The sequence below is a fragment of the Streptomyces sp. NPDC091412 genome, assembly GCF_044756885.1.
Taxonomy (GTDB): Bacteria; Actinomycetota; Actinomycetes; order Streptomycetales; family Streptomycetaceae; genus Streptomyces.
In genome coordinates, this window is the sequence record NZ_JBIVTV010000002.1 from 60,628 (window position 1) to 81,977 (window position 21,350).

General features: G+C 72.0%; 17 protein-coding genes. 9 read left to right on the forward strand and 8 right to left on the reverse strand.

The genetic code is table 11. The features are described 5' to 3' along the window. Window positions 1-46: 46 nt before the first annotated feature. Both ACIQMV_RS04425 and ACIQMV_RS04430 read left to right on the forward strand, forming a co-directional pair. Complete coding sequence (locus ACIQMV_RS04425; RefSeq protein ID WP_141366323.1) at window positions 47-709, forward strand: RNA polymerase sigma factor; 663 nt, start codon at window positions 47-49, stop codon at window positions 707-709. Next, window positions 709-1,959, forward strand: a complete 1,251-nt coding sequence (locus ACIQMV_RS04430) for an extensin (RefSeq protein WP_402591062.1) — start codon at window positions 709-711, stop codon at window positions 1,957-1,959. The genes ACIQMV_RS04425 and ACIQMV_RS04430 overlap by 1 nt, the downstream gene beginning before the upstream one ends. Before the next feature lie 248 nt (window positions 1,960-2,207). Here ACIQMV_RS04430 and ACIQMV_RS04435 read toward each other — a convergent pair whose 3' ends face one another. Then, the gene (locus ACIQMV_RS04435) at window positions 2,208-3,044 is read right to left on the reverse strand and encodes a L,D-transpeptidase family protein (RefSeq protein WP_402591911.1); all 837 of its coding nucleotides are present in this window, start codon (window positions 3,042-3,044) and stop codon (window positions 2,208-2,210) included. Between the two features lie 297 nt (window positions 3,045-3,341). Here ACIQMV_RS04435 and ACIQMV_RS04440 point away from each other — a divergent pair, with 297 nt between their 5' ends. The 3 genes from ACIQMV_RS04440 (at window position 3,342) to leuE (ending at window position 6,518) form a co-directional block, all read left to right on the forward strand. Next, the gene (locus ACIQMV_RS04440; RefSeq protein WP_402591912.1) at window positions 3,342-4,865 is read left to right on the forward strand and encodes a methylmalonyl-CoA mutase; all 1,524 of its coding nucleotides are present in this window, start codon (window positions 3,342-3,344) and stop codon (window positions 4,863-4,865) included. A gap of 173 nt (window positions 4,866-5,038) precedes the next feature. After that, the gene (locus tag ACIQMV_RS04445) at window positions 5,039-5,788 is read left to right on the forward strand and encodes a hypothetical protein (protein WP_402591064.1); all 750 of its coding nucleotides are present in this window, start codon (window positions 5,039-5,041) and stop codon (window positions 5,786-5,788) included. Window positions 5,789-5,864: 76 nt separating this feature from the next. Next, complete coding sequence (gene leuE, locus ACIQMV_RS04450) at window positions 5,865-6,518, forward strand: leucine efflux protein LeuE (protein WP_402591066.1); 654 nt, start codon at window positions 5,865-5,867, stop codon at window positions 6,516-6,518. Between the two features lie 122 nt (window positions 6,519-6,640). Here leuE and ACIQMV_RS04455 read toward each other — a convergent pair whose 3' ends face one another. From ACIQMV_RS04455 to ACIQMV_RS04485, 7 genes are all read right to left on the reverse strand, one after another. After that, complete coding sequence (locus ACIQMV_RS04455) at window positions 6,641-7,723, reverse strand: acyltransferase (protein ID WP_402591068.1); 1,083 nt, start codon at window positions 7,721-7,723, stop codon at window positions 6,641-6,643. A 115-nt stretch (window positions 7,724-7,838) separates the two neighbouring features. Beyond that, the gene (locus ACIQMV_RS04460) at window positions 7,839-9,191 is read right to left on the reverse strand and encodes a polysialyltransferase family glycosyltransferase (protein WP_402591070.1); all 1,353 of its coding nucleotides are present in this window, start codon (window positions 9,189-9,191) and stop codon (window positions 7,839-7,841) included. A gap of 3 nt (window positions 9,192-9,194) precedes the next feature. Further along, window positions 9,195-10,160, reverse strand: a complete 966-nt coding sequence (locus ACIQMV_RS04465; protein WP_402591072.1) for a glycosyltransferase family 2 protein — start codon at window positions 10,158-10,160, stop codon at window positions 9,195-9,197. 123 nt (window positions 10,161-10,283) lie between these two features. Continuing rightward, entirely contained in the window at window positions 10,284-12,500 is a 2,217-nt protein-coding gene (locus ACIQMV_RS04470) for a polysaccharide pyruvyl transferase family protein (protein ID WP_402591074.1), read from the reverse strand. Beyond that, window positions 12,497-13,753 (reverse strand): hypothetical protein, encoded by a 1,257-nt coding sequence (locus ACIQMV_RS04475; protein WP_402591076.1) that lies wholly within the window; start codon window positions 13,751-13,753, stop codon window positions 12,497-12,499. The genes ACIQMV_RS04470 and ACIQMV_RS04475 overlap by 4 nt, the downstream gene beginning before the upstream one ends. Before the next feature lie 212 nt (window positions 13,754-13,965). Continuing rightward, entirely contained in the window at window positions 13,966-15,318 is a 1,353-nt protein-coding gene (locus ACIQMV_RS04480; protein WP_402591078.1) for an alpha-2,8-polysialyltransferase family protein, read from the reverse strand. Beyond that, a complete protein-coding gene (locus tag ACIQMV_RS04485; protein WP_402591080.1) occupies window positions 15,318-16,295 on the reverse strand; it encodes a glycosyltransferase family 2 protein in 978 nt (325 codons plus the stop codon). The genes ACIQMV_RS04480 and ACIQMV_RS04485 overlap by 1 nt, the downstream gene beginning before the upstream one ends. 198 nt (window positions 16,296-16,493) lie before the next feature. Between ACIQMV_RS04485 and ACIQMV_RS04490 the strand changes: the two genes are divergently transcribed. From ACIQMV_RS04490 to ACIQMV_RS04505, 4 genes are read left to right on the forward strand one after another with little or no spacing between them, the layout of a single operon-like run. Next, window positions 16,494-17,834, forward strand: a complete 1,341-nt coding sequence (locus ACIQMV_RS04490; RefSeq protein ID WP_402591082.1) for a DUF6716 putative glycosyltransferase — start codon at window positions 16,494-16,496, stop codon at window positions 17,832-17,834. Between the two features lie 32 nt (window positions 17,835-17,866). After that, window positions 17,867-19,153, forward strand: a complete 1,287-nt coding sequence (locus tag ACIQMV_RS04495; RefSeq protein WP_402591084.1) for a cytidylyltransferase domain-containing protein — start codon at window positions 17,867-17,869, stop codon at window positions 19,151-19,153. Window positions 19,154-19,167: 14 nt separating this feature from the next. Then, window positions 19,168-20,106: an N-acetylneuraminate synthase family protein gene (locus ACIQMV_RS04500; RefSeq protein ID WP_141359102.1), complete on the forward strand. Its 939-nt coding sequence runs from the start codon at window positions 19,168-19,170 to the stop codon at window positions 20,104-20,106. 34 nt (window positions 20,107-20,140) lie between these two features. Next, a complete protein-coding gene (locus ACIQMV_RS04505; protein ID WP_402591086.1) occupies window positions 20,141-21,238 on the forward strand; it encodes a hypothetical protein in 1,098 nt (365 codons plus the stop codon). Window positions 21,239-21,350 lie beyond the last annotated feature (112 nt).

A 21,350-nucleotide genomic window follows, 5' to 3' on the forward strand; every position in this document is an offset into this window, starting at 1 on the left:
CCGCGACAGCGGTGCCGGTAATCAGTCGCAAGGAAGGGCACCACGGGTGCTGGGGGACGACGCGGAGCTGACCGCCGCGGTGCTCGCGGCGCAGGACGGGGACGAGACCGCGTTCCGGACTGTGTACCGTGCCGTGCACCCGAGGCTGCTGGGATACATACGCACGCTGGTCGGCGAGCCGGACGCCGAGGACGTGGCGTCCGAGGCGTGGCTCCAGATAGCCCGCGATCTGGAACGGTTCAGCGGGGACGCCGACCGGTTCCGCGGCTGGGCCGCCAGGATCGCCCGCAACCGCGCTCTGGACCACATACGCATGCGCGGCCGCCGCCCCGCGATCGGCGGCGACGAGACGGAACTGGCCGGCCGGGCCGGCGAGTCCGACACCGCGGGTGAGGCCATGGAGGCCCTGGCCACCGGCAGCACCCTCTCGCTCATCGCCCAACTCCCGCAGGACCAGGCCGAGGCCGTGGTGCTGCGCGTGGTCGTGGGCCTCGACGCGAAGACCGCGGCGGAGACGCTCGGCAAGCGCCCCGGTGCCGTGCGCACCGCCGCGCACCGCGGTCTGAAACGGCTCGCGGAACTCCTCGGCGACGATCCGGAATCCCCCCACGCGCTCGACGCGCTGCCGCCTCCGCGCGCACCGCGGGGCCACGCGGTGACGTCCGCCGGTGTGACGCATATGCGTGCCCGGACGCAGAAGGACATGTGATGGCCGAGGAGCAGCACAGGTGGCTGGACCGCGACACCGCGGAGCGTTTGCTGCGCGGGGAGCCACTGGACACCGTCGACATCACCGTCCGTCACCAGGCCGAACGGCTCGCCAAGGCGCTCGGCGCCCTGTCCGCCGAGTCGTATCCGCCTCCTCAGGCCGCCCGGGTCTTCCCGGACCCGGCCGCTTCTCCCGCCTCCTCGGCCGCCTCCGTGTACCCGGACGACTCCGCCGACGCCGCGCTGCCCGGTGAGGCCGCCGCGCTGGCCGCTTTCCGCAAGGCGCGCGCCCAACGCGCCGACGAGCGTGCCGCGGAGGGGACCGACGCGCGCGGCGCGGCCCTCGGAGCACACTCCCGTCCGCGTTCCGCGCGCTCCGACGAGGTCGGGCTCGTCCGGATCGGCACGCACGCGGGTGGCCGTACGGGAGGGCGATCCCGGCGCGCCGGGGCGCGGCGCCGGGGCCGGCCGGTACGTCTCGCGGTGTCGGCCGCGCTCGCCGCGGGCGCGGTCGGCGGGGTCGCGGCGGCGGCCACCACCGGCGTGCTGCCGACGCCGTTTCGCGGCGACGAGCCGGTCCCCGGCACCTCCGTCTCCGCCCCGGCGGCACCGGAACACCCGCTGGTGTCGCCCTCGCCCGGCGGCACCACGGGCAGCGGTCCGGGCACTCCGGCGTCCGGCGGCGCCACGACCGGCGCCACGACCGGCGCCACCGACGGCGACGCCGGGAGCGCCCCGCGCGAGGGCAGTGCCGCCCCCGGTCGTGGCGCCGCCACCGGCTCCGGCGACGAACAGGGCAATTCCGGCGACCGCTGGAACCGGCTGGTCTCGTCCTGCCGCGACCTGCGCGACGGCAGGACCCTGGACTCCGACCGCCGGCGCGACCTGGAGGGAGCGGCCGGCGGCTCCGCGCGCGTGTGGTCGTACTGTCAGGGTGTCCTGAAGGCGGTCGACGGCCGCTCCGGTGACACGGGCGGCGACGACCAGGGCCAGAACGAAGGCGGCCAGAACGGCAAGGGCGGCGGGAAGGGCAAGGGCGGCGGGAAGGGCCAAGGCGACAAGGGCGCCGAGGGCGAACAGGGCGACGACCAAGGCGGCGACCAAGCTGGCGACGGTGACGGCCGCGGTCTCCGCAAGGGCCTCGCACCCACGGTCCTCGCCCCGCAGCTCCCGGACTCCGCCCCGTCGGTCCCGAAAGAGCCGGTCTCGCCCTCGGCATTGTCGCCGGGGCCCACCTACAGCGCCCTGTGATCCCGCGCCTGCCGCTGCTCCGACCTGCGAGTTCGTGCCCCGGGAAAAATTGTCCCGGCGGGGTGTGACGTTTTCCGCGGCGGTGGCGCAGTAGTGAGTGAGCCGACTGGTCATCGGCCATCGCACAGAGCCGGGGTTCCCCCCGTACCCACGGCTCGTGCATTTGGCGCGGGCGGGACACGTTCCCCCGGTCCCGCCCGCGCCCCCGTCCTCCTCCCTCTTCCTCCCGCCTTGCCGCGCCTCGCGCGTCACCAGTGCACGACGACCCTGTCGCCGACCCGCACCTGTGCGAACAGCCGTGAGACCGCCGCCTCGTCCCGTACGTTGACGCACCCGTGCGAGCCGCCCGCGTAGCCGCGCGCCGCGAAGTCGTAGGAGTAGTGCACGGCCTGGCCGCCGCTGAAGAACAGCGCGTAGGGCATGGGGGAGTCGTAGAGCGTCGACACATGGTGTCGTGACTTCCAGTAGACCTGGAACACACCCTCGCGGGTGGGTGTGTACTCCGTCCCGAACCGCACCGCCATCGTCGAGAGCGTCCGCCCGTCCACCATCCAGCGCAGCGTCCGGCTGGTCTTGTCGATGCACAGCACCCGGCCGGTCAGGCAGCGCCCGTCCGGCGGGCCGGCCGGCTGCCCGCCCATCAGATACAGCTCCCACCGGCCCGGCTCGTGCGTCATGCGCAGCAGGCGCTGCCAGGTGACCGTGTCGGTCCGCCCCGTCCGCGGCAGCCCGCGCTTTCCCTGGAAGCCCTTGACGGCCTGTTCGGTCAGGTCGTCGTAGGACCCGGTGGGCCCGTCGAACAGCCAGCCGATCTGGCGCAGCCGGGCCTGGAGCTCCCGGACGTCACGGCCGCTGTCGCCGCGGGACCACAGGACCCGGGCGGTGGCGCGGACCGGGGTCCGGGCCGGCCCCGCGCCGCCGGGGGCGCTGGTGCGGGCGCCGGGCGGCCCGGTGTCCGGGACCTCGATGTGCACCGGCGAGTGCGGCCGGCCGTCCGGGCCCGGGGACTGCACCGTGCAGCCGCACACGGCGGCCAGTGCCGCGGCCGCGGCGGCGATCGCTCTCCTCGTTGCCCCGGTACGCATGGCGCCCCCCCGCTGTCCCACCGGTGTCCGTCGCCGGCCGTACACCGGAATGTCTCCCCAGACGTGACGGGCGGCGAACCAGGGGGCAAGGTGGGGAGACAGAGTGACCCCTCGGGCTGTGAGATAGCTCCCAGCGTGGGGCACTCCACCCGGCGCACGGCCGCCGCTACAGTCCGTGGCGAGAGTCGGCCGTACTGACGAGTAACTGGCGAGTAACAAGGAAACGCGGAGGCACACACCATGGCGCGCGAGTCGGAGTCGGGGCTGCCCATCGAACCGGTCTACGGGCCGGACGCCCTGAAGGGCTGGGACCCGGCCGAGAAGCTGGGCGAGCCGGGGGCCTACCCCTTCACCCGCGGTGTGTACCCCACCATGTACACGGGCCGTCCCTGGACCATGCGCCAGTACGCCGGATTCGGCACGGCGGTGGAGTCCAACGCCCGCTACAAGCAGCTGATCGCCAACGGCACGATGGGCCTGTCCGTCGCCTTCGACCTGCCCACCCAGATGGGCCACGACTCCGACGCGCCGATCGCGCACGGCGAGGTCGGCAAGGTGGGCGTGGCCATCGACTCGATCGACGACATGCGGGTGCTGTTCGGCGGGATCCCGTTGGACAAGGTGTCGACGTCGATGACGATCAACGCCCCGGCGGCGCTCCTGCTCCTGCTGTACCAACTGGTGGCGGAGGAGCAGGGGGTCGGCGCCGGCCAGCTGACGGGCACGATCCAGAACGACGTGCTGAAGGAGTACATCGCGCGCGGGACGTACATCTTCCCGCCCAAGCCGTCCCTGCGGCTGATCGCGGACATCTTCAAGTACTGCAAGGCCGAGATCCCCAAGTGGAACACCATCTCCATCTCGGGCTACCACATGGCCGAGGCGGGCGCGTCCCCCGCGCAGGAGATCGCGTTCACCCTCGCCGACGGCATCGAGTACGTCCGCACGGCGGTCGCGGCCGGCATGGACGTCGACGACTTCGCCCCGCGCCTGTCGTTCTTCTTCGTCGCCCGTACGACGATCCTGGAGGAGGTCGCCAAGTTCCGCGCGGCCCGCCGGATCTGGGCGCGTGTGATGAAGGAGGAGTTCGGCGCGAAGAACCCCAAGTCGCTGATGCTGCGCTTCCACACGCAGACGGCGGGTGTCCAGCTGACGGCGCAGCAGCCCGAGGTGAACCTGGTCCGGGTCGCCGTCCAGGGCCTGGCGGCGGTTCTGGGCGGCACCCAGTCGCTGCACACGAACTCCTTCGACGAGGCGATCGCGCTGCCCACCGACAAGAGCGCGCGCCTGGCGCTGCGCACCCAGCAGGTCCTGGCGTACGAGACGGACGTGACCGCGACGGTGGACCCGTTCGCCGGCTCCTACGTCATCGAGAAGATGACGGACGACGTCGAGGCGGCCACCGTCGCGCTGATGCGGAAGGTCGAGGACCTCGGGGGCGCGGTCTCGGCGATCGAGCACGGCTTCCAGAAGCAGGAGATCGAGCGCAGCGCCTACCGCATCGCCCAGGAGACCGACTCGGGCGAGCGGGTCGTCGTCGGCGTCAACCGCTTCGAACTCGACGAGGAGGAGCCGTACGAGCCGCTCCGCGTCGACCCCGCCATCGAGGCCCAGCAGGCCGAACGCCTGGCCAAGCTGCGCGCCGAGCGCGACCAGACGGCCGTGGACACGGCCCTGTCCGCCCTGAAGAAGGCCGCGAAGGGCGAGGACAACGTCCTGTACCCGATGAAGGAGGCCCTGAAGGCCCGGGCGACGGTGGGCGAGGTGTGCAACGCGCTGCGGGAGGTGTGGGGCAACTACGTGCCGAGCGACGCGTTCTGACCCCTGACCGGCCCCTGCCCTCCGTTCGGTGAGGTCTGGAACCGGAGCGTCGCGCCCGGGTATCCGCGTGCGACACCCCTTCCCAGTCGCCGCCCGGCGCGGGGTGCGGGCCGGATACGCCGAGGCCGCCGGCGCCCTCTTCCTCGGCTTCGCGGTGCAGCCGACCCCGGCAAGTGCCCAGCGACCGACCCGTCGACTTCGTTCCGGACAAGGCCGAGGCGGGCGATGGCTTCGGCTCCCCGGGCGAGACCCTCTGGGTCGGCACCACCTCCTTCCCGGAGGCCGGCATGGTGCACACGCTCCGGGTGACCGCGTCCGGCACCGTCAGCCAACCGGCCCAGATCCACCAGGGTGTCGCCGGCGTCAACGGCGCGTCCGCGGCCGGTGACCACTTCGGCACCGCCTTGGCCGCCGCGAACACCGCACCGAACTCCGTGGGCACCGCCTCGACCATGCTGCCGGCGGTCGGCGTGCCCGGCGAGGACATCGGCACGGCCACCGACGCCGGCATCGTGCAGACCTTCTCGCTTCTCGGAGCGCCCGGCGACTCCGACCACTGGATCGAGGCGGGCAACGCCCGCGGCCTGCCGGGCACCCCCGGCGCCTCACAGCGGGTCGGCAGCCACCTCGACGCGACCGGTACGCACCTGTGGATCGGTATGCCGTACGGTCCCGCGGAGCGCGGCGCCGTCCACGCCCTGCCATGGACGAATGCCATGGGCGGCACCGGCGACACCGTGCTGACCCACGAGCCGGGCCTGAACGGCCTTCCCCTCACGGGCAAGGCATTCGGCATGGCGATCCGCCGACCGGAAGCCGTACGGGCCCGGACGGATGATCCGGACGCTGCCGGCGAATCCGTCCCGCTGGATCTCGTCCGGCGGGACGGAGTGCCGCGAAGGGGGCGGTTGATCTGCCGGTGAGCCAGGCATCGAGTCGTGCCGGGTCGATGGCGGCGCCGGTGAAGTGGTGGTGCACCGTCGTGCGACACTCCTTGCCATGTTCGGAGTCATCCATCTCCCCACCTATTTGGCAGGGCTCGTCCTCATCGTTCTGCTTCCCGGGCCCAACTCGCTGTACGTGCTGTCCGTCGCCGCCCGGCGCGGGATACGCGCCGGGTACACCGCCGCCGTGGGTGTCTGGTGCGGGGACACCGTGCTCATGACGCTGGGAGCGGCCGGGGCCGCCTCCCTGCTGAAGGCGAACCCCGTGCTGTTCGGGATCGTCAAGTACGCCGGCGCCGGATATCTGACGTGGATCGCGATCGGCATGCTGCGGACCGGCTGGGGGATGTGGCGGGCCCGGCGGGAGAAGGCCGCGCGGGAGGAGGACTCCGCTCCGGTGGCCGCCGGCGAGCGGCCGTTCCGCCGCGCTCTCGTCGTCAGCCTCGTCAACCCCAAGGCGATCCTGTTCGTCATCGCCTTCTTCGTGCAGTTCGTCGACCCGGCCTATGCCTATCCGGCGCTCTCCTTCGTCATCCTCGGCGCCTTCCTCCAGTTCGCCAGCGTCCTCTACCTCAGCGCGCTGATATTCGGCGGCATGAAGCTGGCCGCCGCCTTCCGCCGCCGCAAGCGCCTGTCGGCGTCGGCGACCTCCGCGGCGGGCGTGCTGTTCCTGGGCTTCGCGGTGAAGCTGTCGCTGGCGAGCGTGTAGTCACCGGCCCGGCAGCCGCCGGTCGCCTCAGGGACCGCAGACGGCACGGGCCCCGGAACGGATCCGTTCCGGGGCTCACTTCTGTCCCATGGGGCTTGTTGCGCCGTCGTGTCCGGCCGGGTTCAGCCGAGCAGCCGCCGCAGGTTCAGCTTGCCCCACAACAGGCTGGCGGCGAACGAGAGGGCCAGGATCGTGATCAGCAGACCGACCAGAAGCAGCCCCGCCATCGGTCCGCTCAGGTCCGCCGACACCAGCGGTGCGACGACCTCCTCGAGGAACAACACATGGACCATGTACGCGCCGAGCGCCGCACCGGCCAGCTTCTGCAGCAGGGGCCGCCACTTCTCGGGGATCCGGACCCGGCTGATGAGGAGCAGCACGCAGACGCACATGACGCCGACGAACAGGTGCGCGTTGGGGATCACATAGTGGATCTGCGTGTTGTACCAGAGGCACCCGGCCATGGTGAGTGGCAGCAGGACGAACAGCGGCCAGCGCCACCGTACGACGCCGGCGGGGAGGGCGAACAGCATCGCGCCCCCGACCGCGTACACCACCGAATAGGTACCGAACCCCCAGGCCACCGACGGCATCCGGTGATCCGTGACCTCCCCGAGCGTGGTCAGCACGCTCGGCAGGACCGCGATGCCGAACAGTGCCGCTCCGAGCCCCCAGGGCCGCTTCCCCGCCCTGATCATCATCGCGAAGGCGAGCAGCACGATGATCGGAATGTAGTTGTACATGAACCACAGGTGGTAGGCGGGCCGTACCGAGCCGAAGAGGGAGTCCGTCGCCAGCTCGGTCATGGGCCGGTCGTTGCGGTCCCGCAGCCAGGCCCAGACCAGATAGATCGCCGTCCAGGCGAAGAGCGGAACCGTGTTGCGGACGACCCGCTGCCACATCCGGGTGCTGTCGCGCGGGGGCGCGCCGACCAGCACGGCCCAGCCGGCGATGGCGAAGTACATGGGAACGGCGAACGGATTGATCGCCTCCGCCACGTGTCCCGCCCAGTACGACCCTGAACCCTTGGCCGGGTTGTCGTTGGTGGCGTGGATGAACTGGGCGCCCACATGCCCCAGCATCACGGTGGCGGAACAGATCAGCCGCATCAGGTCGATGTCGTAGCGGTGTTCCCGCGGTGCGGCGGCCTGTTCGGACGGAGCGCTGCGCTGCTGCGGCAGGCCTACGGCTATGTCATTCGGCACCGCGTCACTCTCTTACTGCTCGGTGTACGGGAGTTGAAGAGCTGGTAGCTCCCCTGTGGCTGCTGGGCCTCGGTTGGCCGTCCGGGACGGATGAACGCGCAGGCCGCCCCACGCGTCATCGCCTCACGCCGCGTCGCACCGCCCTGCGCACCACGCGCTTCGCGCGGCGGACCTGGATCTTCGCGCGCGACCGCGGGTGGCTGCCGGGAAGGCCGAGCTCGGCCAGCCGCAGTTCGGGGAAGTAGTAGCCGGGGCTGTCGGCCAGATGGTTCCGCAGCCAGTCCGCCGTCGACTCCCGCAGCTGCGGGTACGCCTTGGGCTGCATGCAGAAACCGATCGCCCGGACCAGCGGTGACAAGGTCCCGGGGGCGGCGCCGACGAGAGCCGGGGTCTCCTCGCGCTCCAGATCGGGCACTAGGTGGTCGACCACGGCCAGGGGCACGCGGTTGCTGTTCGGGTAGGGCTGGAGGCGCCGCGTCACCAGCGCGGTCCCGACCCGTGCGACGGGCACGTCGAAGTAGGCGGAGGCGGTCATCATGGCCGTCGAGAAACAGCCGACGACGAGTGCGGGACGGCAGTGGTGGTACAGCGTCTCGGCCAGCAGCGGCGCGTCCAGCACGGTGAGCCGGACGCCGGCGTCCGCCGCCGCCTTGCTCAGCGCGGTCGAGTAGTCGGCAGGTGCCGTCGGATGGGGCTTGAAGACCAGGGAACGGTGCCCGGCGCGCACGGCCCCGGTGAGCATGCGGACATGGAGGTCCTCCTCCTCCTGCGCGCTCAGGATGTTGATCGCCGCCAGATACTGGCCGAGGAGCACGGCCGTCGGCGCCTCCTCCAGGACGGGCGCCAGCCGCGGGTCGTCCGCCGCGTCCCGGGAGATCTCGTCGAGCACGCCGCGGAACGCCTCGTCCGGGACGAGCTCGGGCTCGACGCCGTACTCGGACAGCAGCATCGGCTTCAGACCGGGTATCAGGTCGAGATGGAGCAGCCGCCGGATGCGGCGCGCGAGGGTCAGCGGCAGCTTGTCCCGGGTCGGCCCGTAGCTCATGAGGCCGTCGGCGTACACATGGACGGCGCTCTCGGAGAAGATCGCCGCCAAGGCCTGGGCCGGGTTGACCTGGATCGACTCGACGGCGAGCTCGATCAGGTCCCGCTCGTCGATGCCCCACAGCAGGCGGAGCGCCCGCTGCCACAACACCGTGTCGTTGCCCCGCGGACCCCAGGCGCTGGGATGGTGGGGGCTGATCGCCTCGTTCCAGCTGACCACCGAGTCGAAGCGGCCGGCCATGCGTGCGTAGCCGTGCATCTCGTCGAGGCGCAGGGCCGTCTCCGGTACGGCGGCGTTGTTGGAGACCAGCAGGACGCGCCGGGCCTCGTGGCGCGGTCCGAACAGGCCCGCGTCGAGCGCCGCGGCGAGAGTGGCCGCTCCGTAGAGGGTCGAGACCTGGAAGATCTGGGTCTTTCGGGGCATGGTTCAGGCAGCCTTCCGCCCGTCACGCAGGCGGCTGAGCAACCTGCTCCGAGTGCTGTCCATAGTGGTGAGGGTCTCCTCGAGCGTTCGCTCGGGCATGCGGTGGAGTGCGGCTTTCGCCTCACGCCGCAGTCGCTGGGCCGTCGAGGGCTCGTACTCGTTCGCCTTGCCGATATGGAAGGCGATCATGGCGCAATAGGTCCGTACGGCCTTGGGGAGGAAACGCTCGGTCTCCGAGTCCTGCAGCACATCCTGCAGCAGCGCGTCGTAGGCCGGGATGAAGTCCAGCTGACGCGCGTCCTTGATCTGGGTGAGCGAGGTCGCGACGCCCCTCCGGTAGAACACGCCGTGCACACCGAGGGAGGCATACGTCCTGGCCTTCAGATGCAGGCGCCAGATCCACAACCGGTCCTCGGCGGTGCGGAGTTCGGTCGCGAAGCGCATGCCCCCGTCGGCGAAGAGGTGCCGGCGGTAGATCCCCGCCCAGACGAAGGGGTAGTCGACCATCGTCTCCGATTCGGCCGGCGCTATTCCGTCGCGCGGATCCATCACGAGGTTGCGCACCGGGGCCGGGGGCCGCCGGACCACCCGCTCGATGCCCGTGGCCTGGACATGATCGGTACGGGCGAAGTCGCAGCCCAGTTCGTCCATGGCGCACACCAGTTCGGCGAGGTGACCCGGCCCGTACCAGTCGTCGCCGTCGAGGAAGGTGATGTACTCACCGCTCGCCGCGTCGATACCGCTGTTGCGCGCCTGGGCTATGCCCATGTTCTTCTCGTGCCGGATCACCTTGGCGCCCGGACGGCCCTCCGCCCAGCGGTCGATGACCGTGGGGGTGGAGTCCGTGGAGCAGTCGTCCACGAGCAGGAACTCGACATCGGGATTCGCATTGTTGGCGAGGCTTCGCAGCGTGCTCTCGGCGAACGCTCCCACATTGTGCATGGGGACGACAACGGACAGTTTCGGCACAGAGGCCTCTCACGCTCGAAGGTTGGGGATTGGAACAGGCTAACGATGCTCCTGACAGGTGCAGTGTCGCCCGAGATATGGAGAGATGAATTATGTTCGAATCATCGGTGAATGATCGATGTTCTACGCCTGACCAAAGGCTTTCCTGAGCTCGTCGATGTTCGACCGGGTCGTTTCCCACAGGAGCTTCTGCGCGTCGTGCACCGCCGCCACGGCGGTCGCGTGGTCGTCGAGGATCGCCGTGGCCCGTTCCGTGAGCCGGGAGCCGAGTTCCCGGTCGTGCACGGACAGCCCCCATTCCTCGCGTCCGATGTCGGACAGGAAATAGGCGAGCTTCGGGTGGGAGACGAGGCTGAGAATGGGGGTGCCGCAGCCGAAGGGAATCATGCCCGCGTGCCCGCGCATGCCGATCACCAGCCGCGACCGGCCGTACAGCTCGCGGATGCCGTCGTTCGACATGTCGTAGAGCTGCTCCACGGGCAGCGTGAGGCCGTGCTCCCGGCGCAGGTCGTGCACGAACCTCTCGTCGGCGGGCATGTGGGCCGCGTACCGCACATCGGCTCGGTCCCGCAGTTCCCGGAGCGCGGTGGCCATCTGGGCGAGGAAGTGGCCGTAGTCGTTGCCGAAGCGCAGCCCCGCGCGGTCGTAGGCGCAGTTGACCAGGACGGTCTCGGACCTCTCGGCCGGATCGAACCGGCCCGGGGCGAGGTACCGCGCCACGGTGGTCGGGCAGGGCTGGTAGCGCACCCGGTCGCGCAGCTCCTCGGGGAGCAGCTCCCGGACCCGCTCGATCGAGCCGTGGTTGCGCAGCCCGAAGAACGCCGACCGTTCGACGAGCACCCGCAGGCTCTCGGCGAACCGGCTCCGGCGGTAGAGCTGTCCGTCGAACACGTTGTAGCCGACCGCGAACACCGCCAGAGGCGTGGTGATCCGCGCCAGGAGCTCGTCCGGGACGTTCCACTGCCAGTGGCTGTTGCCGTTGGGGGAGGTGTCCGGGAGGAAGAGCCCGCCGCCGCCCACGATCACTCCGCGCCGGGCGTTCAGCTGCTCCAGTGCCGCTTCGTCGACCAGCCGGTGCACCGGCTGCTGGTACCAGCGGTGCGGGCCGGTGTCGGCGTCGAAGCACATGCGCACGGCCTCGGGCAGGACCTTGTCCCCGGCGTTCTCCTGGCCCTCGGCGAACAGCGCGACATGCGCCAGTTGGTGCGCGGCGGCGTCCGGCTCTTCCGGTGCCGGTCCCTCGGGGCGGGTGCGCACATACCAGCTGTGGCAACCGGCGTCGGTGGGATCGGCGTCCAGGCCCTCGCGGGCGTACGCGTGCGCGTCCTCCTCCCGCCCGCACAGCCACGCCAGGCGGGCGAGCTGGGCGAAGGCACGCGGGGCGACATCGGGTGAGGCCGCCGCCAGGAGCAGATGCGCCTCGGCCTCGGCGTAGCGCGACAGCGCCATCAGGCAGACGCCCAGCGTCTCCTGGCAGCGGGGCGCGTCCAGCCGGTCGCCCACGACCGGGGCGAGGACGTCGACGGCCTCGTCGTAGCGGCCCTGCCGACGGTACACATCGGCCACCGTACGGGCGAGACCGAGGGAGGGACGCGACTCGAGCAGCGGTGGCGCGCAGTGCGCCAGAAGGCCGGCGTGTTTGTCGCCGGGCAGGGCGCAGTAGGCCGCCCGGAACTCCTCGTCGCTCATCTCGAAGCGGCGCCGCGCCTCGGCGGCCGGACCGTCCCCGGGCGCGTCGGAGGGGCCGGTGAAGTGGAGGACGGCGACGTTCGCGGGCACCGGCGAGTCGCCCGGGAGCCGGTGGGTGAGGAAGTCGTACCGCGCGTCCACCGGAACCAGGACGTCCGCCGACGAGAGGTCCGGACCGCCGTCGCCGGAGAGCCGGGCCGCCAGGGCGTCGTCCACGTCGGTGCGCTGGATCACCAGGAGGCCGCCGGGCAGGACGGCGTGCCGCTCCCCGCCCTCCCCGTCGTACAGCGCCTGCTGGACGGCGCCCACACCATGGCGCATCCTGAGCAGCTCACCGAGGTCCCCCAGCACCACCATGTCCGGGCTGAGGGCGATGACCGTGTCATACCCCTCCAGCCGGAAGAGGTCCGCGCGGCTTTCCGCCCGGCGGGTGACGACACGCGGGTGCAGGCGGTGCAGGGCGTCGAACGAGGAGCCGGCCGGCTCCGTGTGCAGGACCACGAAGTCCTCGCACACGCCCGGGTTGGTCAGTACCAGGCTGCGCAGCAGCGTGGCCAGAGCGGGCAGGCGGTCGCTGTCGGCGTGGACGGCGAAGGCGATGCGGCGTCTGCCGGTGACGGTGCTGCGGTCGTCCGCCAAGGAGTGGGTCATCGCAGGGCGATCCTCATCTTGCTGTTGTCGACGTGTGTCGCGCGGTCCATGACCCACTCGGCTTCCCTCGGTCGCAGCCGGCCGGGCAGGCCGAAGCCGATGAGGTCCAGGCGGGGGCTGACATCCAGGAAGTCCAGGAGCCGCAGGACGGTGAAGGCGGTGGTGGTCGCCGGTTCCCAGTCGCCCTCGCCGATCAGCGCCGGGTCGGTCAGGGGCGCGCGCAGGGACGCGTCACCGATGTGCTCCTGCGCTCCGGGCACGAGCCGCTGCCGCGTGGCGCGGCGCCATTGTGCGGCCGGGGAGCCGAACACCAGCCGGATGCCGGCCGGCTGCGTCCAGGCGGGTCCGTTCCACGGGGTCTCGCCCCGCAACGAGACGGCGTGCAGATCGGTGCGCTCGCCGGTGCCCTCCGCGCGGACCCCGAACGAGTCGCAGCGCACCACCAGGTCGTAGCCGTCGGTCTCGGCGCCCGACGCGCTCCCGGCCGCGTCGTCGGCGCCCGAGACCAGGCACACCGTCCGCCCCTCGATCCGTCCGCGCAGCCCGCCGACGCCGATCGGGGTGCTCCCGCCGAGCAGCGGGTCGGACAGCGCGGGCCGCTCGACCAGCCGCCGGTACGTCCCGTACAGCTTCAGCAGGCGCCGCACCGCCGGGTCCCCGGCGCTGTGCTCGGCCACCCGCGCCTGTACGAAGGCGGCGAACGCCGGGGCCGTGACCGCGGAGGGCTGTCCGAGCAGGTCGCGCAGCGGGGAGCCGGCCCGGGGGAAGAGCGCGTCGGCCTCTTCCAGGCACGCCCGCTGCCGCCGCAGGGTGTCGATCCTGCGGACGACCTCCTTTGCTGCGCCGTTGTCCTGCACCAGCGTGAGGTGGCGCTCGTAGCATTCCAGTGCCTCTGCCTCACGGCCGAGCCCGTCGAGGGCCAGGCCGTGCAGCCGCCAGGCTCCCCTGGACCGCTGCCGGATCCGGGTCGAGGTCTCGGCCACGCCCAGGGCGAGGGCCAGTCCGCTGTCCCCGCCGGCCTCCAGGGCGCGCTCGCCGACCTTGAGCAGGGAGTCGAAGGGATCGGCCGACGGCGTGTCGAGCGAGGTGGCGAAGGTGCCGATCGCCCGGGTGAGGCGGGCGTGCCGGGGAGAGGACGTCTCGCTCCGTGCCGCGAGGTACTCGCCGCACAGGCGCATGCTCCGGGCGAACAGTTCCAGCCTGGCAGCCTCCTTCTGCCGTGCCTTGAACAATCCCGCCAGGGGGTTCGTCATGCGTTCCACCGTCCTCCGATCGAGGGACGCATCGTGCCCCAGTACGACGGTTCCCTGGTGTCTTCGCGGTGGACGGCGGGTGAAGAGTCCCGGTTCGGGGCCGACCGGACGACGTCGCCCGGCGAGGACCGGGGTGTCCGCCGGCAGGCCGCCGTACCTGCGGCAGGGCCATGATCCGCACGCGCCGCCGGGTGCGGGCGGCGCTCGGGTCCTCAGCCCCGGACGGCGTTCTTCAGCGCCCGCGCCCGCCGCACCATCCGGCGCGCCGTGGCGCTGCGGGGGAGGAACGCCAGCCGCTCCGGGATGCCGCCCGGCAGGCCCAGCGAGGTGAGCCGGCGGCGCTTGAAGTAGCGCTGGGTGCGCGGTCCGAAGTGCTGGGAGAGGAAGCGTTCCGCTGCCGGGCGCAGACCCGGGTGGATCTGCGGCTGCATGGTGAAACCGACGGCGGTGACCAGCCCGGTCAGCAAGTCGGCGGCGATGGCATCCTCCTGCCCGTCCTCCTTCCCTTCGCCCTGCCCGTCCTCCAGGTCCGGCAGCAGCGCGTCGGCCAGGACGACGGGCACGCGGTTGCTGTTCTGGTAGGGCGTCAGGCGCTCCAGCACCGGACCGGTCCCGACCCGGGCGACCGGCAGGCCGTGGAAGGCGGAGGCGGTGAACAGCGCGGTCGAGAAGCATCCGGCCACCAGCGCGGGCCGGGTCTTCTCGAACAGCACCTCGGCGAGGACGGGCAGGTCCAGGACGGTGAGGTCCACGCCGAGCCGTTCCGCCTCGGCCTCCAGCGCTCGGCTGCGGCGGGCCGGAGCGGCCGGGTGCGGCTTGAAGACGACCGAGCGGTGCCCGCGGGCGACCGCGCCGCGCAACATCCGCACGTGCAGCTCTTCCTCCTCCTCGGCGGAGAGGATGCCGAGCGCGGACAGGTACTGGCCGAGCAGTACGGCGGCACGCTCGGGCAGCGGCGGAAGCTGCGGCACGGCGTCGCCGATCCGGCTCAGCACCGTCATGAACGCATCGGCCGGCAGGGCCTGCGCGGGCACGTCGAACTCGGTCAGCAGCAGCGGGGTCAGACCGGGGACCAGGTCCAGGTGGAGCAGCCGCCGCACCCGCGTGCCGACCAGCGGGTCGATCTTGTTGCGCGTGGGGCCGTAGCTCATCAGCCCGTCGGCGTAGACGTCGATGGGCGCCTCGGCGAACGACTGGGCGATGGCCAGGGCCGGGTTGACCTGGAGGGACTCCATCACCAGGGCCACGCGGTCGTCGTCCAGGCCCCACAGCAGCCGCAGGTAACGCTCGAGCAGCGGGAGGTCGTCGGGGCGCGGGGACCAGGCCCCGGGGTGGAAGGGGCGGATCGCCTCGTTCCAGGACAGCACGCCGTCGAAGTGGTCGCGCAGCGGTGCGAAGCCCGGCATCTCGTCGACGGCCGGGGTGATCTCCGGCGTCGCCGCGTTGTTGCACACCAGGAGCAGCCGGCGGTCCGCCCCGGGGAAGCAGCCGGACTCGATCGCGGCGGCCAGGGTGGCGGCACCGTACAGCGTCGAGGCGCAGAAGATCTGGGTGGTGCGGGGCATCAGGAGGCCGCCTTCGCTGCGGGAACCCGGCGGCGCAGCCGACGCAGCCTGGAGGAACGGTTCAGGTCCATGGTGTCGAGGACGTCGGTGAGCAGTTCCTGGGGCATCCGCTTGATCGCCGCCGCGCTCATGGCCCGCAGCTGCCTGGCCACCGGCGGTTCGAACTTGTCGATCTCCGACAGGTGGTGGGCGATGATCGCGCAGTAGGTGCGGACCGCCTTCGGCAGCAGCCGGTCGGCCTCGGGGTCGGCCGCGGTCTCCTCGATCACCTGGTCGAAGGCACGGATGAAGTCGAGTTGGCGCACATCGCCGATCTGCGTGAGGGAACCGGCCACCCCGCGCCGGTAGAAGACGCCCAGCAGACCCACCACGGCGAACGACTCCGCCTCCCGGTGCAGCCGCCAGATCCACGGCCGGTCCTCGGCCGTGCGCAGACCGTCGGTGAAGTGCAGCAGCCCCCGGTCGACCAGCCGGCGGTGGTAGACACCCGCCCAGGCGTAGGGGTAGTCGACGGAGGTGGTGCGTTCGGCGGGCAGGATCGCCTGCCGCGGGTCCATCACCTCGCCCCGCCGGCCGTGCGGGACACGCCGGATCGTGCGCGCCCGCCCGGTGCACTGCACATGGTCGGTGCGGACGAAGTCGCAGCCCAGCTCCTCGATCGCGGCGAGCAGCCGCGGGTAGTAGCCGGGGGCCAGCCAGTCGTCGCCGTCCAGGAAGGTCAGGTACTCGCCGCGCGCCGTGTCGATCCCGGTGTTGCGCGCGGTCGCCAGCCCGCCGTTCTTCTCGTGTCTGACGTACACCGCCCCCGGCAGCTCGCGCTCCGCGCGCGCGAGCATGTCCGGTGTCTCGTCGCGCGAGCAGTCGTCGACGAGAATGAATTCGAAGTCCTCGCGGGCGTTCGCGCGCAGGCTCTTCAAGGCGTCGGACGCGTATTGCCGGACGTTGTAGAACGGCACGATGACGGAGAGCTTGACCACGCAGGCGAGGTTAGGAAACGGTCCCGCCCCCGCCTTTACCGTCAGCTTGAGCCTGGGTGAACGACGCGTGGCGACGCAGTGAACCAGCCCTTTTTCCAGGCCGTCGGCGGCCTGATTCGCCATTCGGCGATGTGCTGTTAACTGTTTGTTGTGTTCGGGTTGGGTGGAACCTAGAAAAGCCTTCCTACGGTCTTCGACGTGCCAGCCAGTGCGAAGAAGTCCCGGCGAGTCGCCGTTCTCGCGGATTCCGACACCCGGTGGAAATGGGGTGCCCTCACGGCGAACCGTTTGGTTTCCGCCGGTGTTTCCCCCGACTCGGGTGAACCGGACATCCGGCTCGACGGCTACCTGCTGCGGGGCCGTGCCACCCCCACCCCCCGCCAGCTCGAGGAGGTCGGCGTCCGCGCGGACCGTCTGAGCGAGGTCACCGCCGCCGAGTTCCTGCGCGAGATGGCGCAGGAGCCGTACGACGTCCTCGTGCTCGCCCTCGTCGGCGGCGGCGTCCAGGCCATGCTGCACGGACTGGCCCACGTCTGGCAGGGGCGCACCGAGCGGCCCGTGGTCGTCACCGGCTACGTCGGCGTCGTCTACGAGAAGCTCACCGACGGTCTGCTGCTGCGGCACGGCGCCGACCTCGTCCTCGCCAACTCCCGCCAGGACGCGGACCGTTTCCGGGCCGTGTACGAGGGAGTGGGCGCCGACGCCTCGTCGGTGACCGAGGTGGCGCTGCCGTTCCTCGGCGGCGCCGTGCACACCCCGGACCGGACGGAGGACGACCCCTACACGGTCGTCTTCGCCGCGCAGCCCTCCGTGCCGCAGAGCCGCGGGGACCGCGCCTACCTGCTGGACCGGCTGATCCGGCACGCCCGCCGGCACCCCGGGCGCGAGGTGCTGCTCAAGCTCCGCTCCAAGCCGGGCGAGCACACCACGCACATCGAGGAACTGCCGTACCAGAAGCTGGCCGAGCGCAAGGACCTGCCCGCCAACCTCCGCCTGGTGTACGGGAACATGGGCGAGGTCCTGGACCGCACCGACCTGCTGGTCACGGTGAGTTCCACGGCCGCGCTGGAGTCCCTGCACCGGCGCATCCCCACCGTCGTCCTGACCGACCTCGGGGTGCGGGAGGCGCTCGGCAACCACCACTTCGTGGGCTCCGGCTGCCTGGCCTCCTGGGACCAGCTCGACGACGGCCACGAGCCCGAACCGGACCCGTGGTGGGTGGCCCGCCAGGGCGTCGCCACCGGAGGCTCGTACGAGGCCGCCTTCGACAGGGCCCGCGTACGCGTTGACGAACTGCTCGCCGCCGGTGAACTCCCGCCGTTGAGGCCCTACTACACCCCCGTCACGGCCCCCGGCTACCTGCCCGGCGTCCTCGCCCGCCACCACCTCGCCCCCGACGGCAGCCCGCTGCCGGGCGCGCCCGCCGCCGACCGGTCACCCGGCCCCGTACGCCGGATCTTCCGCCATGCCGCCCGCGGCGCCTACCGCCACGGCGTGCAGCGCGTGGCGCCCGTGATCCGGCGGATGGGGGAGCTGTGAGCGACCGCGTCCCACACCAAGGAGTGCAGCCCATGACCGACGCCCACCCGGACGCGGGATCCGGCGCCACGGCGCGCCGCGTGCTCGCGGTGATACCCGCGCGCGGCGGCTCCAAGGGCGTACCCGCGAAGAACCTCGCCCCTGTCGGCGGCGTCCCGCTGGTCGCCCGTGCCGTGCGCGAGTGCCGGGCGGCCCGGCTGGTGACCGACGTGGTGGTCTCCACCGACGACCAGGCCATCGCGGCCGCCGCCCGCCAGGCCGGCGCCGAGGTGGTGCTGCGGCCGGCCGCCATCGCCGGTGACACCGCCACCTCCGAGGCCGCCGTGCTGCACGCCATGGACGCGCACGAGGCACTGCACGGCGCCCCGGTGGACGTGGTGCTGCTCGTGCAGTGCACCAGCCCGTTCCTGCGGAGCGAGGACGTCGACGGGGTCGTGGGCGCGGTCGCCGAGGACGGCGCCGACACCGCGGTGACCGTGGCGCCGTTCCACGGCTTCGTGTGGCGGGACGCCGCGGACGACCCGGTGACCGCCGGCGCACCGTCGGACACGGCGGCCGCCGAGTCCGCGGCCACCGAGGGCGGTTACGGCGTCAACCACGACAAGTCCTTCCGCCCGCGCCGCCAGGACCGCCCCCAGGACCTGCTGGAGACCGGCGCCGCCTACGCCATGGCGGCGTCCGGGTTCCGCACGCACCGGCACCGCTTCTTCGGGCGTACGGAGCTCGTCCGGACCGACCCGGCGCGGGTGCTGGAGATCGACGACCCGCACGACCTGGCGCGGGCGCGCGCGCTGGCACCGCTGTTCGACGCCGACCGGCCGGGGGCCCTGCCCACCGCCGCCGACGTGGACGCGGTCGTACTCGACTTCGACGGCACCCAGACCGACGACAGGGTGCTGATCGACTCCGACGGACGGGAGTTCGTCTCCGTGCACCGCGGGGACGGCCTCGGCATCGCGGCGCTGCGCGACAGCGGCCTGAGGATGCTGATCCTGTCCACGGAACAGAACCCGGTCGTCGCCGCCCGCGCCCGGAAGCTCAGGCTCCCGGTGCTGCACGGCATCGACCGCAAGGACCTCGCGCTGAAGCAGTGGTGCGAGGAGCAGGGCATCGCGCCCGAGCGCGTGCTCTACGTCGGCAACGACGTCAACGACCTCCCGTGCTTCTCCCTCGTGGGCTGGCCCGTGGCGGTCGCGAGCGCCCACGACGTCGTACGCGGCGCCGCACGCGCGGTCACCACCGTCCCCGGCGGCGACGGCGCGATCCGAGAGATCGCCAGCTGGATCCTCGGCCCCTCTCTCGATTCCCTCACCAAGTAAGGACGACTCCTGCCATGAGCACCAACTCCCGCATCCGCACCTTCGGTTCGCGCGAGGCCGGCCCCGGCCGCCCGGTCTACGTCACCGGTGAGATCGGCATCAACCACAACGGCGACATCGAGAACGCCTTCAAGCTGATCGACGCGGCCGCCGAGGCCGGCTGCGACGCCGTGAAGTTCCAGAAGCGCACGCCCGAGATCTGCACCCCGCGCGACCAGTGGGACATCGAGCGCGACACCCCCTGGGGCCGGATGACCTACATCGACTACCGCCACCGCGTGGAGTTCGGTGAGGACGAGTACCGCCAGATCGACGAGTACTGCAAGAGCAAGAACATCGACTGGTTCGCCTCCCCGTGGGACACCGAGGCCGTCGCCTTCCTGGAGAAGTTCGACGTGCCCGCCCACAAGGTGGCCTCCGCCTCCCTGACGGACGACGAGCTGCTGCGCGCCCTGCGCGCCACGGGCCGCACGATCATCCTCTCCACCGGCATGTCCACGCCCAAGCAGATACGCCACGCGGTGGAGGTGCTGGGCTCGGACAACATCCTGCTGTGCCACGCCACGTCGACGTACCCGGCGAAGGCCGAGGAGCTGAACCTGCGCGTGATCAACACCCTGGAGAAGGAGTACCCGAACGTCCCGATCGGCTACTCCGGCCACGAGACGGGCCTGCAGACCACGCTGGCCGCGGTTGCCCTGGGCGCCGTCTTCGTCGAGCGCCACATCACCCTGGACCGCGCCATGTGGGGCTCCGACCAGGCCGCCTCCGTCGAGCCGCAGGGCCTGCAGCGCCTGGTCCGCGACATCCGCACCATCGAGGCCTCCCTCGGCGACGGCGTGAAGAAGGTCTACGACTCCGAGCGCGGCCCGATGAAGAAGCTGCGCCGTGTCACCGGCGTCGTCGCCGAGGCGGAGATCGCCGCGGCGGCGGGCGAGCCGGTCTCGGTGTGAGCCCCAGCCCCTTAACACGGACGGTCCCGCGCCGATGAGCCCCCACACCCTCGCCTTCGTCGAGAGCCCGGTACAACTGCTGAACGTGCTGGAATGGGCTCACGTCCACGGCCACACCGCCGACCGCGCCCCCGATCCGGGCGGGACCGCTCCCGGCGCCCGCCCGGAGTCCGGGATCACCCTCGTCGTGCTGTCGCCGACCGATCCGATGAGCCGCGGTCAGCTGCGGCGGATGGCCCAGCTGGCCCGCGACGAGGGTCACGAGGTGCGGTGGGAGGAGGCGCGGGGCGGGGCCGGGGCGCCGCTGCGGACCATCGGTGGTCTGGCCGGGCCGCTCCGGCGGGCCGAGCGGGTCGTGATGGGGGACCCGTTCTCACGGTATGTGCAGCTGCTGCTGACGATCACCAAGGCGCGGGACCTCGTGGTCGTGGACGACGGCACGGCGACGATGGAGTTCGTCGGCCAGCTCGCCCGCGGGGAGCGGCTGGTGCGTTGGCACCGCAAGGGCGGCCGCCGCGGCCCCCGGGACCTCGTCCTCGGCCCGGTGTCGGCCGCCGCCCGGCGCCGGCTCACCCCTGGCGGGGAGCGCCGGGTGGAGGTGTTCTCGTCCATGCCGATCGACGAGGCCCCGCGGGGTGTGACCGTCACCGCGAACCGCTTCGCCTGGACCCGCGACCGCTTCGGCCCGCCGAGTGTCACCACGAGCGCCGACCTGGTCGGCACGTCACTGGTGGAGACGGGTGTCGTCGACGGCGACCGGTACGTGGACGCCGTACGGGCACTGGCCAGGACGCACGGGGCGAGGCGCTACTTCGCCCACCGGCGCGAGAGTGCCGAGAAGCTGCACCGGCTGGCCGTGGAGACGGGCCTGCAGATCGTCCGCCCCGAGCTCCCCCTGGAGCTGATCGCCCGCCGCGGCCCGATCGGCCGCACGGTCCTCAGCTTCCCCTCCACCGTCGTCCACACCCTGCCGCTCGCCCTGGCCGGCACCGAGGTACGCGTCACCGTCTGCGACATCGACCCGAGCTGGCTGACGGCGCACGCCTCCCCGCGGGCCCAGGGTTTCCTGTCCGGGGTGACGGGCACCGCCCGGGACGTGCACCGTCTCGCCCGTACGGCCCAGGCCGGCTGAGCGTTCCGCCGGGACTTCCGCGGGCGGCCCCGGGGAGTCCCGGCGGGGGCGGGACGGGTCCGGATGACGTCCGACAGGTGAACATCTCGGGCGTGGTTCCGGTGCGACGTGG

Bases quoted from the DNA above. Each gene is read 5' to 3' on its own strand.
- ACIQMV_RS04500 (WP_141359102.1), top strand. From the start codon at position 19,168: ATGAGCACCAACTCCCGCATCCGCACCTTCGGTTCGCGCGAGGCCGGC.
- ACIQMV_RS04505 (WP_402591086.1), top strand. From the start codon at position 20,141: ATGAGCCCCCACACCCTCGCCTTCGTCGAGAGCCCGGTACAACTGCTG.
- leuE (WP_402591066.1), top strand. From the start codon at position 5,865: ATGTTCGGAGTCATCCATCTCCCCACCTATTTGGCAGGGCTCGTCCTC.
- ACIQMV_RS04435 (WP_402591911.1), bottom strand. From the start codon at position 3,044: ATGCGTACCGGGGCAACGAGGAGAGCGATCGCCGCCGCGGCCGCGGCA.
- ACIQMV_RS04480 (WP_402591078.1), bottom strand. From the start codon at position 15,318: ATGCCCCGCACCACCCAGATCTTCTGCGCCTCGACGCTGTACGGTGCC.
- ACIQMV_RS04460 (WP_402591070.1), bottom strand. From the start codon at position 9,191: ATGCCCCGAAAGACCCAGATCTTCCAGGTCTCGACCCTCTACGGAGCG.
- ACIQMV_RS04475 (WP_402591076.1), bottom strand. From the start codon at position 13,753: ATGACGAACCCCCTGGCGGGATTGTTCAAGGCACGGCAGAAGGAGGCT.
- ACIQMV_RS04470 (WP_402591074.1), bottom strand. From the start codon at position 12,500: ATGACCCACTCCTTGGCGGACGACCGCAGCACCGTCACCGGCAGACGC.
- ACIQMV_RS04430 (WP_402591062.1), top strand. From the start codon at position 709: ATGGCCGAGGAGCAGCACAGGTGGCTGGACCGCGACACCGCGGAGCGT.
- ACIQMV_RS04495 (WP_402591084.1), top strand. From the start codon at position 17,867: ATGACCGACGCCCACCCGGACGCGGGATCCGGCGCCACGGCGCGCCGC.